At 57.0% G+C, this 15,313-nt stretch carries 14 protein-coding genes and 1 pseudogene; 4 read left to right on the top strand and 11 right to left on the bottom strand.

Features of this window, described 5'->3' with window-relative positions; all coding sequences use genetic code 11:
* Positions 1 to 91 precede the first annotated feature (91 nt).
* From H8274_RS00095 to H8274_RS00105, 3 genes are all read right to left on the bottom strand, one after another.
* Positions 92 to 613 carry a nitroreductase family protein gene (locus H8274_RS00095; RefSeq protein WP_185933507.1) on the bottom strand — a complete coding sequence of 174 codons (522 nt, stop codon included), beginning with the start codon at positions 611 to 613 and terminating at the stop codon, positions 92 to 94.
* Between the two features lie 289 nt (positions 614 to 902).
* Positions 903 to 1,361: a hypothetical protein gene (locus H8274_RS00100; protein WP_185933508.1), complete on the bottom strand. Its 459-nt coding sequence runs from the start codon at positions 1,359 to 1,361 to the stop codon at positions 903 to 905.
* A gap of 310 nt (positions 1,362 to 1,671) precedes the next feature.
* Positions 1,672 to 2,828, bottom strand: a protein-coding gene (locus tag H8274_RS00105) for an IS3 family transposase (RefSeq protein ID WP_420807973.1) whose coding sequence is annotated in 2 segments (ribosomal slippage) — positions 1,672 to 2,549 and positions 2,549 to 2,828 — 1,158 coding nt in all. Because the reading frame shifts where the segments join, the coding sequence is not laid out codon by codon here.
* On the opposite strand from H8274_RS00105, the gene H8274_RS00110 reads away from it, so the two are divergent.
* Entirely contained in the window at positions 2,805 to 3,302 is a 498-nt protein-coding gene (locus H8274_RS00110; protein ID WP_185933510.1) for a hypothetical protein, read from the top strand. The genes H8274_RS00105 and H8274_RS00110 overlap by 24 nt on opposite strands.
* A gap of 503 nt (positions 3,303 to 3,805) precedes the next feature.
* Here H8274_RS00110 and H8274_RS09930 read toward each other — a convergent pair.
* Both H8274_RS09930 and H8274_RS09935 read right to left on the bottom strand, forming a co-directional pair.
* A pseudogene (locus tag H8274_RS09930) lies at positions 3,806 to 3,958 on the bottom strand (type I-E CRISPR-associated endoribonuclease Cas2); the annotation flags it as partial.
* 5 nt (positions 3,959 to 3,963) lie between these two features.
* A complete protein-coding gene (locus tag H8274_RS09935) occupies positions 3,964 to 4,119 on the bottom strand; it encodes a type I-E CRISPR-associated endoribonuclease Cas2 (RefSeq protein WP_185933512.1) in 156 nt (51 codons plus the stop codon).
* Positions 4,120 to 4,494: 375 nt separating this feature from the next.
* On the opposite strand from H8274_RS09935, the gene mgtA reads away from it, so the two are divergent.
* A complete protein-coding gene (mgtA, locus tag H8274_RS00125) occupies positions 4,495 to 7,287 on the top strand; it encodes a magnesium-translocating P-type ATPase (protein ID WP_185933513.1) in 2,793 nt (930 codons plus the stop codon).
* Between the two features lie 293 nt (positions 7,288 to 7,580).
* Here the strand turns inward: mgtA and H8274_RS00130 are convergent, their stop codons facing one another.
* From H8274_RS00130 to H8274_RS00155, 6 genes are all read right to left on the bottom strand, one after another.
* Positions 7,581 to 8,444, bottom strand: a complete 864-nt coding sequence (locus tag H8274_RS00130) for an energy-coupling factor transporter transmembrane component T (RefSeq protein ID WP_065414669.1) — start codon at positions 8,442 to 8,444, stop codon at positions 7,581 to 7,583.
* Positions 8,444 to 9,124 carry an energy-coupling factor ABC transporter ATP-binding protein gene (locus H8274_RS00135; protein ID WP_065414670.1) on the bottom strand — a complete coding sequence of 227 codons (681 nt, stop codon included), beginning with the start codon at positions 9,122 to 9,124 and terminating at the stop codon, positions 8,444 to 8,446. Before H8274_RS00135 ends, H8274_RS00130 begins: the two co-directional genes overlap by 1 nt.
* Entirely contained in the window at positions 9,121 to 9,909 is a 789-nt protein-coding gene (locus tag H8274_RS00140; RefSeq protein ID WP_185933514.1) for a biotin transporter BioY, read from the bottom strand. The genes H8274_RS00135 and H8274_RS00140 overlap by 4 nt, the downstream gene beginning before the upstream one ends.
* 122 nt (positions 9,910 to 10,031) lie before the next feature.
* A complete protein-coding gene (locus tag H8274_RS00145) occupies positions 10,032 to 11,012 on the bottom strand; it encodes a metal ABC transporter permease (RefSeq protein WP_083329982.1) in 981 nt (326 codons plus the stop codon).
* Positions 11,013 to 11,024: 12 nt separating this feature from the next.
* Positions 11,025 to 11,933 carry a metal ABC transporter ATP-binding protein gene (locus H8274_RS00150; protein WP_185934407.1) on the bottom strand — a complete coding sequence of 303 codons (909 nt, stop codon included), beginning with the start codon at positions 11,931 to 11,933 and terminating at the stop codon, positions 11,025 to 11,027.
* Positions 11,934 to 12,059: 126 nt separating this feature from the next.
* Complete coding sequence (locus H8274_RS00155; RefSeq protein WP_185933515.1) at positions 12,060 to 13,112, bottom strand: metal ABC transporter substrate-binding protein; 1,053 nt, start codon at positions 13,110 to 13,112, stop codon at positions 12,060 to 12,062.
* 223 nt (positions 13,113 to 13,335) lie between these two features.
* On the opposite strand from H8274_RS00155, the gene H8274_RS00160 reads away from it, so the two are divergent.
* Both H8274_RS00160 and H8274_RS00165 read left to right on the top strand, forming a co-directional pair.
* Positions 13,336 to 14,517: a hypothetical protein gene (locus tag H8274_RS00160; RefSeq protein WP_185933516.1), complete on the top strand. Its 1,182-nt coding sequence runs from the start codon at positions 13,336 to 13,338 to the stop codon at positions 14,515 to 14,517.
* Positions 14,504 to 15,262 carry a hypothetical protein gene (locus H8274_RS00165; RefSeq protein ID WP_065414674.1) on the top strand — a complete coding sequence of 253 codons (759 nt, stop codon included), beginning with the start codon at positions 14,504 to 14,506 and terminating at the stop codon, positions 15,260 to 15,262. Before H8274_RS00160 ends, H8274_RS00165 begins: the two co-directional genes overlap by 14 nt.
* Positions 15,263 to 15,313 lie beyond the last annotated feature (51 nt).

A 15,313-nucleotide genomic window follows, 5' to 3' on the forward strand; every position in this document is an offset into this window, starting at 1 on the left:
TACGCGTTTGCGGTTGCGCTTTTGCGTAGCTGTACCGCGCCTGCCAACTTGCAGAGTCACTCGAGGTACCGAGCTATTCGGCGTAACCGAGTTATTCGACGTAGTTGACCTGCGTCGTCTTCTCCTTCGCTTCCGGCTGGCTTACCGGAATGCCGCACACCAAGGTGTTAATGAGGATGTGGTCGGAAGGAATACCGAGCTGGTCGAGGACGGTGCGGACACCGGCGTCATCACAGGTATCGCGGAGTTGGTTAACCCAGCAGGCACCAAGGCCGAGCGTTTGTGCGGCAAGCAGGATGTTTTGGCTGGCCAAACCTATTTCGCCAGGGCCAGAGTTGTTATCACGCGGCGTGGAGATGAGGATGGCGGCCGGGGCGTTATAAAGGTTGTATTCCTCTGCGCCAAGTGCTTTGCCCATGGCCTGGGCAAGTTCCTGGACTTTCGCGGCAGAATTGACGGCCGTGAACAACGTGAGGCTACGGTTCCGCGCGGTGGGCGCCGTGCGGCCAGCCTCCACGAGAGCGAGGAGCTTATCCTTTTCTACCGGAGTGGCGGCAAATTCACGCACCGAGGCACGTGATTGCATCAGCTTGAACAAATCGTCGTAAGTCATTGTTTTCCTTTCCTACCTATTTTTCTATTTTTTGGCACAAATTTCGTACTCGTAGAGACGGCGGCACCTTTGCCGGAGGAAGCCACCTGCTTATTGGAACCTGGCAGGCGCGCTGCTTCACTGTTTCTAAGCGTATCGATCTTGAGATGCGTGTAACTAGTTTTTTCCCGGGTAACGGAAGCTGCTCGCCAAAAACGTGCTATCGACCGGATAACACGGGTGGACTCTGGGCCCGGCTACAATCGTGAGGGGTTGAAGAGTTCGAGCATTTCTCGGCAAGTTTTCCAGCTTAGGTTTTCACGGTGGGACGTGTGGAGAAGAGTGTGAGATACGGCAAGGCCGCCAAATTAACATTGTCGTCCTTATTACGCTCATACTTTTGCAACAACCAAGCCGCCTGCGGAGTTTCCAACGCCAACTCAGCCGGCCCCAGCTTACGAGAATCCGTAAGCGTTGCAATATCCGTCATCTGATTAGGCCCCGGATCAGCATACAAAGCCTGGATACACCAAATCGGGTAAGCCTCAATCACTTCCCCATTAATCTGCGCCGTCTCCACATAATGCGGCCCTAACCGCAATGGGCCATACTTATTGACCCCCGTCACGTCGATCCCCCGACCAACCGAGGAATCCCAATCCGCCCGCGAACTAACCGGGCCAAGCATCGACGCAAACAACGTCAATACTGCCAATAAAGCGAGAACAACCCCGCTACGCCGGGAAGTACCACCCCCACGGTAAGCCAAATTCGGTATAATTACCCCTTAAGGAGTTGATTTACAATACGAACGCCAACCAAACTGGTTGGAAACAAGAAATCATCTTCTAGGACTGTGCGGCAGCGCCAACTACCGCACAGTCCGCCCTAACTACACAAACGCGTGGACAAACCTCCTCATTCTGTGCACCTAGCACGGCCACGTATTCCCAAACTCATCACCACAGAAGCTTCCCCCTTCGTTGCTTGTTTCTACCCATCCGCCGCTTTGTGCCGGAGCTGGAGCGGGGGCTGGAGCCGGGGCGGGGGCGGGTGGACGTGCTGGGCCGGGCTAGTTTTTAGGACCGGTCGGTTTGAGTGCCTTCCTGGGTTTGGTGCCATTGGTTGGCGTACTCAGTCGGTGGGATAAATCCTAGGCTCGAATGCGGATGATGCGTATTGTAACGCTCTGACCACAGTCGCAGGCAGTGCGACGCGTGGGCAGGGTCGTCGAACATCTCGTCTTCTAGCAGCTCGTCACGTAGCCGGTTGTGGAAGGACTCCACAAACCCGTTATGCCAGGGCATTCCCGGTGGGATGAACGCTTCGATAGTGTCTTGCTTGGCTGCCCATTGAGTCAGCTCATGGCTGATGAACTCCGGGCCGTTATCCATACGCAACACCCGAGGTCTACCACCACGCACAGCGGCTAAATTCTCCAGCAGGTCAATCACCGCAGTAGCGGTAATTGACCGAGCGACCTCGAAACCAACATGCTCACGGGTGAACTCGTCGATCACGTTGCAGATCTTGAAGGTTTTGCCTTGGTAGTCACTATCAAACTGGAAGTCCAGCGCCCACACTTGCCCCGGACACGCCGCTGGCTGCGTGCGGGGTGTTGGCACGGGCAAGCAGCGTCGCTTAGCAGCTTTGCGAGGAAAGACCCGCAGACCCTCCTGGCGCCACAGGCGGCGCACCACATCACGGCCACAGGTAAAGCCGGCCTGTCGGGCTTTCACCCAAGCGCGGCGATAGCCCCAGCGTCGGTACTCACCAGCGAAGGTGACCAGCCAACTGCGCAGAGCGGCGTACTTATCCGCGCTTGGCTCCTGGTGGCGTTTGCGGGCGTTGTAGTACGCCGCTCTGGAAACCCCGACGACCCGGCAGGCAAAGCGCACCGAATAACCCACAGATAGAGCGTAATCGATGGCTTCATACCTGCGTGCCGGGGTCAGAATTTTCCCTCCGCAAGCTCCTTCAGCAGCGCCTTTTCCAACTCGGCTTCCCCGAGTAAGCGCTTGAGCTTGGTGTTTTCTTCCTGCAGCTCTTTAAAGCGGCGGGCTTCGCTGCGGGACATGTTGCCGTACTGCCTGACCCAGCGATGGTAGGTTGCCTCGCTGACGCCAAGTTCACGGCAGACTTCGGCCACAGTACTACCCGAGGCCTTCAAGGCCCGGGCTTTCTCGAGCTTGGCCACAATCTGCTCAGGGGTGTGCTTCGAGAATTTCTTCATGATTACCAGTCTTCCTGCCCAACAGGGGCTGTCACGGAAGACACGCTCAAATCACATGGTCTATTTAATCCAGCCCAGGCCAGCCGTATCCAACCGGAAGGTATCAACCTTCCCGGTGAAAACCTCAGTCTGCTTTACCAACGCCTCAAGATCGCCCCTACGAGTATTCGTCAACGTTTCAAAAGCGTCACATTCCTTACGATTAGCACACTTGACCGGCTCTTCATTCGCGTGAGCAGTAGCCTTATCAAGGGCGGCACTAAGACTCGCAAGGGTTTCCTGACCCTCATCAGACTCTGCAAACCCATCCGTATGCGGGGCCGGCTCATCACCAGTAATAAGCGCAAGCGCACCTTGCGCGGCCGCAATAGCCGTATCAAGCTCACTCTTTTGGGCCGTGAACGTCTCAATCAGCGCCTTATTATCACGCTCAAGCGCATAAGACTGATAAGCAAAGAACCCGCCGGTACCTGCTAGGACAATAGCGAGAACGATGCAGGCCGTAATGGCCTTTGCTTTTTTGGACTAGCGCTTCGGGTTGAAACGACTGGGCTTGCTTTTAATGGTGATCGGGGTTTCCCGATCACGGGGAGCTGTAGCGCCATCAGAACTAACACCATTCACGTCACCAGCGTTCATGAAGGCCCTCCTTTGAGTCTGGATGCATAAGTTTGTTTTTATCGGATTCTATTTTAGCAACGGCTCTGCGCATGCGTAGATAGAGCGCCAGAACCATTCGGCTGATGGTACTACGAAGGAAGCACCTCGCGCGTGCAGAAAAGGTATAAACATTACCTAACTACGAATTTTACGCAAAAATACATCCACGCGTATGGATAAGAGATCCCACTAAGGACACCCCGACAACCCGGGCAGGAAATACCTCCGCGCGTGCGGAGAAGAGGCACGCGTTGCCGATCCGGAAAAGCTTCTGCAGGAAATACCTCCGCGCGTGCGGAGAAGAGACATGACCGGCGATTTTATCGGCCGTCCGCCTGGTTTTCGTTAATTCTACCAGGACGCGAAGCAAAAAGCGTTAAGCCGTCGAAGTCCAGCGTCTGGCATGCCCGCCGCCCACTCGTTTCAATTCCGAATCCCTGCTCACGGGAAGAATCGTTGTAAACCAAAACCGTGGAACCTACTCCGGTTGCACGCTAAGACGTTCCCATAGCCGTTCCACAACACTGAGCGAAATGACGCCCACATAAAGCCCTGGGCTTGCTTCGGAAAGGAATCTGCTCACATACCCATGTATACGCTCGGGTACTGCGACGAGTTGAAGAACCGCAAACATTATTCTTCAGCCTCTTAGCGCGCGGGCCTAGCTTGGATACCTACCGGTCGGATATTCAAACTCCATAACTACATAAATCCATAACTCTGATTCTGCCCACGCCGGGTGGCGTGGGCAGAATTACTTGTTCAACCTTGCTGACCTTGCTAAACTCCTGGGAGGGTTTGGGAAACTGTTTCTAACCCGCAATTTTTTACATCGAGGTTTGCGTTTCATTCGCGTGGGCGTAAGCACGCCCCGGGCGCGATATTTTTCTTCCACACATCTACGCGGCCTTAGCTCGCGTGCCTCGCCGCCATGTACAAAACCAGAAAATCAACTCCTTACATGCGCGTGCACTCATCAAAGAACACATAAACATATCAAGGAGGAACCATGCGGACTTATACCCTTGGGGAATTCTCAACAATGGATGTGGAAAAGATTTACGACCACTTCGGGGTAGACGAATCTGGCGTCACCACCCCGCAGGTCGAACCACTCAGAAAGGAATTCGGGAGCAACACTTTCAGTTCCCAACGCGGCCCCTCCCTATGGAAACTCATTCGCGAGTCCTATTGCGGCCCGTTTTCGATCATTCTCTTCGTCCTCGCTATCATCACATTCCTAACCGATTTCGTATATGCGCCGGCGGGAGAAAAAGACTTTTCTTCTCCCCTGATCATCCTGATTATCCTGATCATCTCGGGGACGATCTCACTAGTACAATCCGTACGCTCCCATAAAGCGACCGCGGAACTAGAAAAACTAGTCCACGTAACCGCAGCCGTCTATCGCGATGGCGAATACCGCGAAATCCCCACCGAAGAAATCGTATGCGGAGATCGCGTCAAACTCGCCGCGGGAGACATCATCCCCGCCGATATGCGGCTCATACACACCAAAGACCTCTTCGTCTCCGAATCGGCACTAACCGGCGAATCCTACCCGGTAGAAAAAGTAGCCGAACCACGGCGAAGCAAAATACGACGTAGCCGTAATAAACTACCCACAAGCGTGGGCGGCCAAAACTCGGCCGAAACCGAGGCACTAGCCAGCCCTGATACCGTTTCCCAGCCGGCTAATGATTCCGGCGCTAATCACCCGGTTCACGCTTCCAGTGCCGACCAGCCGGCGAATAATTCCGGCGCTGACCAGCCGGAAAACATTGCCTATATGGCATCGAATATTGTTTCGGGCGCGGGTATCGGCGTCGTCGTTCGTACTGGGGAAAACACGGAATTTGGGGACATCGCTTCCCGGCTTTCCGGACACTCAGAACCCACCGCCTTCGATATTGGCCTGGACAAAACTTCGCGCCTGCTGGTTAGGTTCATGCTGATAATGACCCCCGCGGTGCTGCTCGTAAACGGGCTCTCCAAAGGGAATTGGACCGATGCCTTTATTTTCGCGGTTTCAGTGGCCGTCGGGCTCACTCCGCAACTGTTGCCGATGGTGGTTACCACGAACCTCGTGAAAGGTTCCGCAACCCTCGCCCGGCGAGGAACGATTGTGCGCAACCTGAACGCCATACAAAACTTCGGCGCCATGGACGTACTTTGTACCGACAAAACTGGCACCCTCACGCAAGATGAAATCGTTCTAGAACGGCACCTGAACTGCCACGGGGAAGAGGACCCACGCGTACTCCGCTACGCCTACCTCAACTCCTACTACCAGACCGGGCTAAAGAACCTGCTGGACAAAGCGGTAATCCGTGCCGCGGAAGATGAGCTAAACATCGACCGGCGCAAATACACCAAAGTTGACGAAGTCCCCTTCGACTTCAACCGGCGGCGCATGTCCGTAGTTATGCGTGATGAGGCCGGCCGGACCGAACTTATTACGAAGGGTGCGGCGGAAGAAATGCTGGCCATTTCCTCCTTTGTGGAACTGGACGGGCAAGTCAAACCGCTTACGGAAGGCATCCGGCAAATGGTGCAGGCAAAAGTACGCCGGCTAAATGAAGACGGTATGCGTGTGCTCGTGCTGGCACGGAAAGACAATCCGCCGCGGGCCGAGGAATTTCAGCTTTCTGATGAGAGGGATATGGTGCTCATCGGGTATCTGGCTTTCCTCGATCCGCCAAAGAAATCCGCGGAAGCAGCGATCGCGGCCCTGCACGAAGCAAACATTGAAGTAAAAGTGGTTACCGGAGACAATCTCGAGGTCACCCGTACAGTTTGCCGCCAAGTAGGTATCCATGACCAGCGGATCATTTCCGGGGAAGAACTGGCCGCTTTGCCGCGTTCCGAATGGGCGGAAGCGGTAGAGAAGCACAATATTTTCGTGAAAATTTCGCCCGGCCAGAAAGCCGATATTGTGGAGCAATTGCGCGAAAATGGCCATGTAACCGGATTCCTGGGGGATGGTATTAACGACTCTCCGGCACTGGCTAAAGCCGATATCGGCATTTCCGTAGACACCGCGGTAGATATCGCGAAAGAATCCGCAGATATTATTTTGCTGGAAAAGGATCTTACAATCCTGGAACGTGGCGTACTTTCCGGCCGGGAAATCTTCGGCAACATTATGAAGTACATCAAGATCTCGGTTTCTTCCAATTTCGGAAACGTATTTTCGATCTTGGTAGCCTCCTTGTTCTTGCCTTTCCTACCGATGTTGCCAACCCAGATTCTGGTACTCAACCTGATTTACGATATTTCGTGCATGTCAATCCCTTGGGATCGCATGGACCGCGAATACTTGGCGCACCCAAAACGTTGGGACGCTTCGGATATCAAGAATTTCATGGTTTATTTCGGGCCGGTCAGCTCGATTTTCGACTGCATTACTTTTGCCGTCCTCTACTTCCTGATCTGCCCGGCAATCATGGGAATGCCCTTCGGCCAAGCCGCCGGCACGCCCGCAGAACTCGGTTTCGAATCCCTATTCCACACGGGCTGGTTTATCGTCTCGCTGTGGACGCAAACCTTCGTGCTGTGGACCTTGCGCACCGAAAAGCTGCCGTTTATTCATTCCTGGCCATCTTTCACAATGTCCGTTATTACCTGCTTGGGAGTAGCCTTCGGCACCGCCCTGCCCTACACGGCGCTCGGCAACTACTTCAAGCTTTCCCCGCTGCCCGGTTTTTACTACTGGTTGCTAGCCGCCGTACTCGTCGGTTACTTCGTGTTGGTTTCCTTAATGAAACCCGCGTACGTGCGTAAACACGGCAAACTCTTGTAGATAGGCATTTCCGGGGTTTTAGGTACCGGCTTGGTCTGTGGAAACACAGCCCGGGCCGGTACCTTTTGTTTTTCTAGCCACTACCCACCGGCGCTTTCGCATAAAAACTGCCGACGCCGCCGCCGATCCTTTCGCTTTACGCCCGCGTCGCGGCGTCGCGGCGTTGCGGCGTCGCGGCGTTGCGGCGCTTTCGCATAAAAACTGCCGACGCCGTCGCCGTCGCTTTGTACCGCCACCGTCACTTTGTGCAGATGCTGATGCTGATGCAGATGGCCTCGCGGCGCCTCGTTTTGTTAGACGGCCCCGCGCGAGATGAGTGCGTCTCCGGTCATTTCGGCGCGGCGGAAAACTTTCACCACGAGGGCGACGCCGAACGGCACCAGCGACCTTGATCCGCGCGCGTTCTGTGCTTCGCGTATTTTGCGGATTTCTGCCAGAGCAATTGGAATCATGCGCATGGCCACGAGCAAGGTTATGCGCACCCGATCCACATCAAACCGGCGCAGCCTGGCTAGCGGCCGCACGTACCACAGGGCACCTTCCGCTAGATCAAGACTTCTGGTAGTCGCATTCACCCAGGTGGCGAGCAGAATAACCGCGGCCAAACGAGCCGCCAAAACATGGGTTTCGGCAAGCGTTGCGCCGAATTCCCGCGCTCCTTCCGCGCCCCCATTCGCCCGCCCGGTTATTAGCAGCGGCACCAACCGCCCCGCGTACGCGCAAGCAATAATAATTGCCAGTAAAACCAGGCCTTTGCGGAGCCGCGCCCACAGTTCCCGCCGGGATTCCCGCCTGCCCGCCACTGCCTGGGCTTTCCTGTTCGCCGTGGCGGCTGCCGGCGTTGATGTTCTTGCCGGTGCCCGCGCACCGCCCTGCTCCGGCCCGGCCTCAGGCTGTCCCCCGGCGCTTCCCTGATCCGACCCGGCCTCGAGCTGCGCCCGCCCCGCCACCAGCGGAAACACCGGGGCCAAAATTGTAGCGGCCCACAGTCCACTGACCAGACCAAACACAATTACGGCCGGAAGCGGCGGCAATAACATGGCCAGTAATGAAACCACTGCCGTGAGGCCGATTACCCAGCTTGCCCGCCTCGCCGCCGCCAGTTCCCGCGCTGCGGATCGTGCTGAACTGGCCGCTCCCCCGCTAGCATTTGCCACTACGCCACCTCATTCACGTAGTAATCGACGGCCCGTGCAGGTTCGGCGTCGTACACGATCTGCCCGGAATTGACCACAAAAACACGTTCGCACACATCCAGCAAATCAAGTTGGTGGGTGGCGAGCACGAAATTTTGGGTGAGAGAACCGAGAAGTTCCCGGAAGCGGCGACGATTGCGCAGGTCAAGCAGCGTGGTGGGTTCGTCGAAGACGATCGTGTGCGGGTCGGTGGCGAGCACCGCCGCGAGCGCGAGTAGTTGTTTTTCGCCGCCGGAAAGTGTGTGGCAGAGGCGGTCGCGCAAATGGGTGATGCCGAGCCGCTCCAAGATTTGCAGGGCGCGCGGGGTGCGTTCGCTTCGTGGCAGGTCACGCAGGGAAAATTCGACGTCTTCTAGCACGGTGGGGAGCAGGATTTGTGCGTCCGGTTCGGAAAAAAGCATCGCTACTCCGCCGCGCATGCCGGTTGTTTGGCTCGCTTGGCTGGCGCTTACCGTTACCGTGCCGACGCCGGGTTTCACGATTCCGGCAAGTAGGCGGCAAAGTGTGGATTTGCCGGAACCATTCGGGCCGATTATGCCGATTCGGCGCGCTTCGGAACGCAAACTAAGCGGGCCCAAAATGCGGGTTTCCGGGCTAGTTGATGAGCCGGCGAAAACTTCCACATTGCATAATTCGATCATTGTGCCCGCCCGCTTTCGTGTTTTTGGCCGCTCTCCTGGTCCTGCTTGTTCTCATGTGCCAGCTTGCTCTCCTGGGCAAGTTTGCTCTCCTGGGCAAGTTTGCTCTCCTGCGCCAGCCCGCTCGCGCCTGGCGCGGCCGTCGCCACGGGCGTGGCCAACGCAGGTATTTTTGCTGAACTTTGCTTCGCATTCTCGAAAAGATCTGGCATGACGCGGTGCACGCCGCGGGCAATCATGGCCGCGAGGACGGCTTTTACGGCGTCGAACGGAACAAAAATTCCGTTCGCAACAAAAGCCGCAACCCACTCCATGCGCAAGATTAGGACCATTCCTACAGTTCCTGTTACGTACATAATGAGTACGCCCACCGCGCCGGCAAGGATGTACCACAGCAGTTCCCTGAAAGCCTCGCCGCGTTTTACTTGTTTCTCGCTTCGTGCGCGGGCTCGCGCGGCTACCCGGGCGCGCGCGAACTGTACGATAAGACCCGTCACGTAGGCGGCGATCACGTATCCGACCAGGTAGCCGGCGGTAGGGCCAGCGAAAACGCCGAGGCCACCGCGCCCGCCGGTGAGTACTGGCAGGCCAATCGCGGCGAGCACCAAGAGTAGAAGCACCGAAGCGGTACCGCGGCGCGGGCCCAGCAACATGCCGGCAAGAATCGGGCCGGCAGCCTGCAAGGTGATTGGAACGGGGATCATGGGTGCGGGAATCGGCGGCATAATGCCGAGGGCTGCGATTATGCCGGTCATGGCCGCGGTTAGCGCGAGAGAGCGTGCATTCATGTGAACCAGGGTAGCCGGTGGAAAACATTGATTAATGTGTCACTCGTTATGGTAACGCCGAACCTTCTGCGAAGTGTGTTACAACCTAAGCGCGCCACCGCCTATGCGCTCCGCATCGCCACTTAGTTTCCGGTGGAAGCTACGGTTTCGGTTCCCCTCTTTTCCAGGGTTTCCCTCTCTTCCCGGGTTTCTGTGGCATCGGCGGGCTTGCTGGGTGTGGTACCCGCGGGCTTGCCAGCTGCAGTAATGGCAGGCTTGCCGATGTGGCCGGCAAGGTATCCGCGCAGGCCATGCGGAGAGCAGACCCAAATAATAAGGAAGACCACGCCCTGCGCCACCACCACGGAAGCGCCCGAAGGCAGGTCGAACCAGTACGAAACATAAAGCCCGCCCAGCGCGCACAAGCAGGCGAACACCGGAGCGATCCATAACATCCGCTGGATCTTCGAGGTCATTAGGAAGGCGGCCGCGCCCGGCACAATCACCAGCGCAATAATCAGAATCGCCCCCACGGCTTGCATTGCAGTTACCACGGTGAGCGCTAAACAGACCAGCAGTAACGCACCAATTGCCCTTGTGGATATCCCGATTGCCCGCAAATGGGTCCGGTCAAAGGCATAAGCCGTAATATCGCGCCGCTTCACTAGCAGTAGCACGAGCGCGAGCGGCGCCAAAATCAGCACCTGCTTCATATCGGAATTCGTGATCCCCAGCAGATCCCCGAAAATCACGTGGTTCAGATCCACATTTGAAGGGTTGATCTTGATTAGAATCAGCCCGAGCGCGAACATGGCCGTAAAAACTGCTCCCATCGACGCATCTTCTTTCACCCGGGAAGTCCCGCGCAACAGGAAAATGAAAAGCACCGCGACGATCGCCGCTGCCAAAGCCCCTACCGAAAACGGCACGCCCGCAATATAGGCAATTACCACACCCGGCAAAATCGCGTGCGAAAGCGCATCCCCCATTAGCGACCAGCCAATCAGAATGAGCCAACATGAAATCACCGCACACACCGCGGCCGCCACCAGCGTCACCGTGGCTCCGCGCACCATGAACGGATGCGTCCACATCTCCCCGAAAAGCCAATACAGGTTCTCCATGCTCACGCCTCCCTACTTCGATTCCCGTGCCGTGCCAGTGGTTTGCGCCGTGCCAGTTGGCTCCGCCGTGGCGATAGCTTGCCTTGCATCGGTTGCCGACGCCGCACTGGTTGCCGACGCCGTAGCGGTTTCCGCCCGGGCCCCACTGGCCTGCAAGGAAGCTAGGCCCTGGGCGGTTCCTTTCCGCCAGGCGGTGGTTTCACTTGGCGTCATGCCAAATGCCGGGCCTAAGTTTTCTGGTAGCAAAGCTTCGGCCACATCGCCGTGGAAAATCACGCGACGGTATAGCAAAAGCGCCTCATGGCATAAGTTCGGAAGCTCATAGAGGTCGTGGGTGGCCACAAATACCGCCCGGCCATCCTGCACGAGCTCACGCAAAATCCGGGTGATCATGAGCTCGGAAGGTTTATCCACACCCGCGAAAGGTTCATCGAGCAAAAGTAGGCGTGCTCCTTGTGCAATAGCCCGGGCAATAAACACGCGTTTGCGTTGCCCGCCCGATAGGGAGCCGATCTGCCGATCCGCAAACTCGCTCATTTCTACGATTTGCAAAGCCTCGGCCACGGCCGCGGCATCTTCGGGCCGGGTACGGCGCAACGGCCCCATGTACCCGTAGCGGCCCATGGTCACTACGTCCTTGACGGAAACGGGAAACATCCAGTCCACGCCTTCGTTTTGCGGCACATAGCCAACCAGGCTTGCTTTGCGTGCTTCCGGGGCGGGCCGGCCAAAAATCCGTACCTGCCCGGAATGCCGCACCGCCCCCATAATTGACTTCATGAGCGTAGATTTCCCGGAGCCATTCATGCCTACTAGCCCGCAAATCTTGCCGGCTTCAAGCTCAAAGCTCACGCCCGTCAGCGCTTGCACTCGCCCGTAGCTCGCCCGCACATCGCGGACCTCTAAGGCCTTCTCCTTCATCAACTCATCCCCACTCGAATAACGCTTTTCTGTGCCCTAGCCGCGCTGGTCACTTCTCGCAGCCCGTTAACTTACTGGTAGTGGAATGCGCTTCCCGCGCTTATTACTTCTCGTGGCCCGTGCCCGTTACTTCTCGCGGCCCGTGCCCGGCGTTTTTTCGCCGCGCAAACCGGCGGTGATTAAATCGGCGTCGTACCGCAGAAGATCAAGGTAGGTAGGTACGGGACCATCGGTCTCAGACAATGAATCCACATAAAGCAAACCGGCTACCGGGACGCCCGTATCTTCAGAAACGGAGGCCATTTTGTCATCAACCGTAGTTTCGCAGAACAGCGCCTTGACGCCCGAATCGCGTACGAAGTTCTCTAGATCGGCCTTCGCACGCGGGCTGGAACCACCCTCAGAATTGACTGCCCACAAGTACTTTTCGGTCAGGCCTTGGTCGCGCGCCAAATAGCTAAAGGCACCCTCACAAGTCACCAAGGCACGCTGCTCGGGCGGCACCGTGGAAAGCTTTTCGTCCATTTCGGTGGAAATCTCACCGATTTTCTGCTTGTACTTTTCGCCGTTCTCCCGATAGGTATTCGCATTGTCCGGATCAAGCTTTACAAATGCCTTGACGATGTTATCCACATAGATTTTTCCGTTTGCGGGGCTCATCCACGCGTGCGGATTAGGGGCACCTGCGTAATCACCATCCCCAATCGGAATCGCTTCCACACCTTCCGAAAGCTCGGCTACTTCCGCCGGCGAGTTTTCCACATATTTATCGAACCAACGCTCTAACCCCAGGCCGTTGGTCAAGATTAGCTGCGCACCTTCCCCGCGCTTTATATCTTCCGGAGAGGGCTGGAAATCATGAATCTCCGCACCCGGCACAGTAATCGATTCCACACGTAACAAATCGCCAGCCACATTCCGGGCCATATCGGCAAGCACCGTAAACGAGGTCAAAACCAGCGGCCGGGAATCTTCCTTATCTCGGCTCGCGCCCATGTTTTTCGGGGAACACGCGGTGAGCGCGCTGGCGAGTACAGCGGCGAGTAAAGCCGCAATGATTGCTTTGATTTGCCTACGCAAAGTTGTGCGCGCAGTGCTGCTAGTTGTGCGCGTGGTTGTACTGGTAGGTGTGCGCGTGGTGCTGGCTGCCTGAAAAGGAGTGCGTGAGTGTAATGCCATGCGCGGAACTATAGTTCGCCTTACCTAAGTATTCAATTACGGGTGCCCGAAATTTTCCACAGGCCACATTCGGAAGGCTTAGGTTGCGGTGGGCGCGCCACCTTTCACCCCATCACCGGGCGGCAGATGGGAAAGCCTCAGTTGCAGTGGGCGCGGGCAACGGCGTCGCCGGAAAACGAAGCTAATGCAACTAACAAAACCTGACACCGGTACGCTAAGGAGTATGGCTGAAGAACCGGATTTCCGAGAGCTTGCTGCCGAAATTGATTCGATTGCACGCAATGCTCGCCTTGACTCCTTACCGGCTACACCCGCGAGCCCGGCGTACATCGTTAACACCTGGCCGCGGCTAGTTAAGGCATGCCAGACGCAACTGGAAACCGACGTACTTTTCCGCCGCCTCGTCTTGCCGATTGCAATCGGGCCGCTCGTGGATGGTGTGGAAGTGCGGCCCGCCCGCGAACCATTTGGGCGCATTTGCTATGGAATTTGGTTCCGTGTTGCACCGGCCAGCCAGGTAGATTTGGGGCGCCTAGCAAAGTGGCTGGGCGAAACTTTCACTTTCGGTTCGGTTCGCGTGCATAACTCCAGCGCTTACCTGTTTGTTGGTTTGCGCGCGGATGATCTTTCTTTCTCCCGCTTTTCTTCGATGGTGAAGTTTGTGCTCGTGGCCGGGCTTGATGCGCGCGCGATTTTCGTGCAGGGACTCGCCGATGTGCCGCCGGTCAAAGGCGAGCATTTTAGCGCCGAATGCATCGCTTTCGCCGCCGATAACCTGGAAACTATTCGCGGGGAAACCGGCGAATCATACGAAACTTCCACCGACTACTACGACGAGTATTACGAAGCTTATGCGGCCGGTTTTTCCTCTACCTCTAACTCCGGGGAAGCTCCCCACAGCTCCAGCAAAGCTCCCCACAGCGCGCCGCACCAGATTAGCTTGCAACCTTTCGCTTATTCGGGAATGGGCGATCTGGATAAACGCGTGATTTCTTGGGAAGACATTATTCATGGCCGCGAGGGCGATCCGAAAGAACTCCAGTTCGGTTTCCAGCTGTACGTAGATGCTTTGAGCCAACAAGTGCCGGTAGCGGTTTCGCGCAATGTTTTGCCTTCTGGCGAGGATTCGATTTACCTGGTGACGCCGCTTGAGGAGGCACATCCGCTGGAAGTGCGTTTCGCGGCGGAAGCGGCAGCGGGGACGGCACTGACCGGCGTCGTAGTATTGCAAGGCCAGATTTTTGCCATGCACGCCCTGGAAATTGCGGGCCTGCCCCTGCGCACAATCGCCGAACAGGTGACCACCTTTGGCGTGGAAAGCGTGCAGATCGCTTCGCGCCTGCGCGAACGCCTCGCGGACTTTGAAGGACATGAAGGACTCGGAAGGAACCATGACCTGGACTAATACCAATAACGACGCCGCCCACGCACGCGGTAACCACGCGGGTGCCCCACTAACCGAAACACCACACTTCGACCCCACCGAAACCAGCACCGCGAAACTGGCGGAATGGTCGGAATTGCGCGCGGCTCTGCATGAAGCCTTTCCGGATGCGGTAGACGACGCCGGGGCGCTACGCCTGCAAGTAGATGGCGTACCCGTGACGGTTTGGCTCGGGGTTTCCGGAATGCGCCATGGCGGCAAGGTAGTACACGCGGCCGCGCCAATTATCAAAAGCATTCTTACAGCTGGCACACCGGAGCCTGGCAGCCTTGACGCAAACGCTGCCGCGCCCGGCGCCGCCACTACTACCGCCACAGAAACTAGTGCTGCGGCCGAAACCAGCAATGCGCCCAAAACCGGCACGGCGGGTGGAACCTGTGCCACGCGCGAAACCGATGCCGCAACCGAAACCGGCACGGCGGGCGCTACCACTAACGAACCCGACGCACGGTCCGGCAGCCAGGCCGCGCATCCCCACGCGAGCAGATTGCTAGAGAAACTTGGCATCGATCCGGAGGGTCCGGACTTGGTGCAGATCGTGCGCCTGGCCGAGAATTTGCCGCTGGGCGGGGTACGGCTTTTGGGCAATCGGCCCCATCTGCATTTTTCGGTGCGGTTCCCGGTATCCGCTCACTGGTTGGCGGCCGCGATTCGGCTGCTAGTTACGCAGACCAAGGCCATATCGAAAGAAGCCTTAGAGTCATAAAACAGCCCTTGTAATGAGACATCCTTAGCAGAGCAACCGGGTAGCAAAACC

This window comes from Actinobaculum suis (assembly GCF_900618115.1).
Taxonomy (GTDB): domain Bacteria; phylum Actinomycetota; class Actinomycetes; order Actinomycetales; family Actinomycetaceae; genus Actinobaculum; species Actinobaculum suis.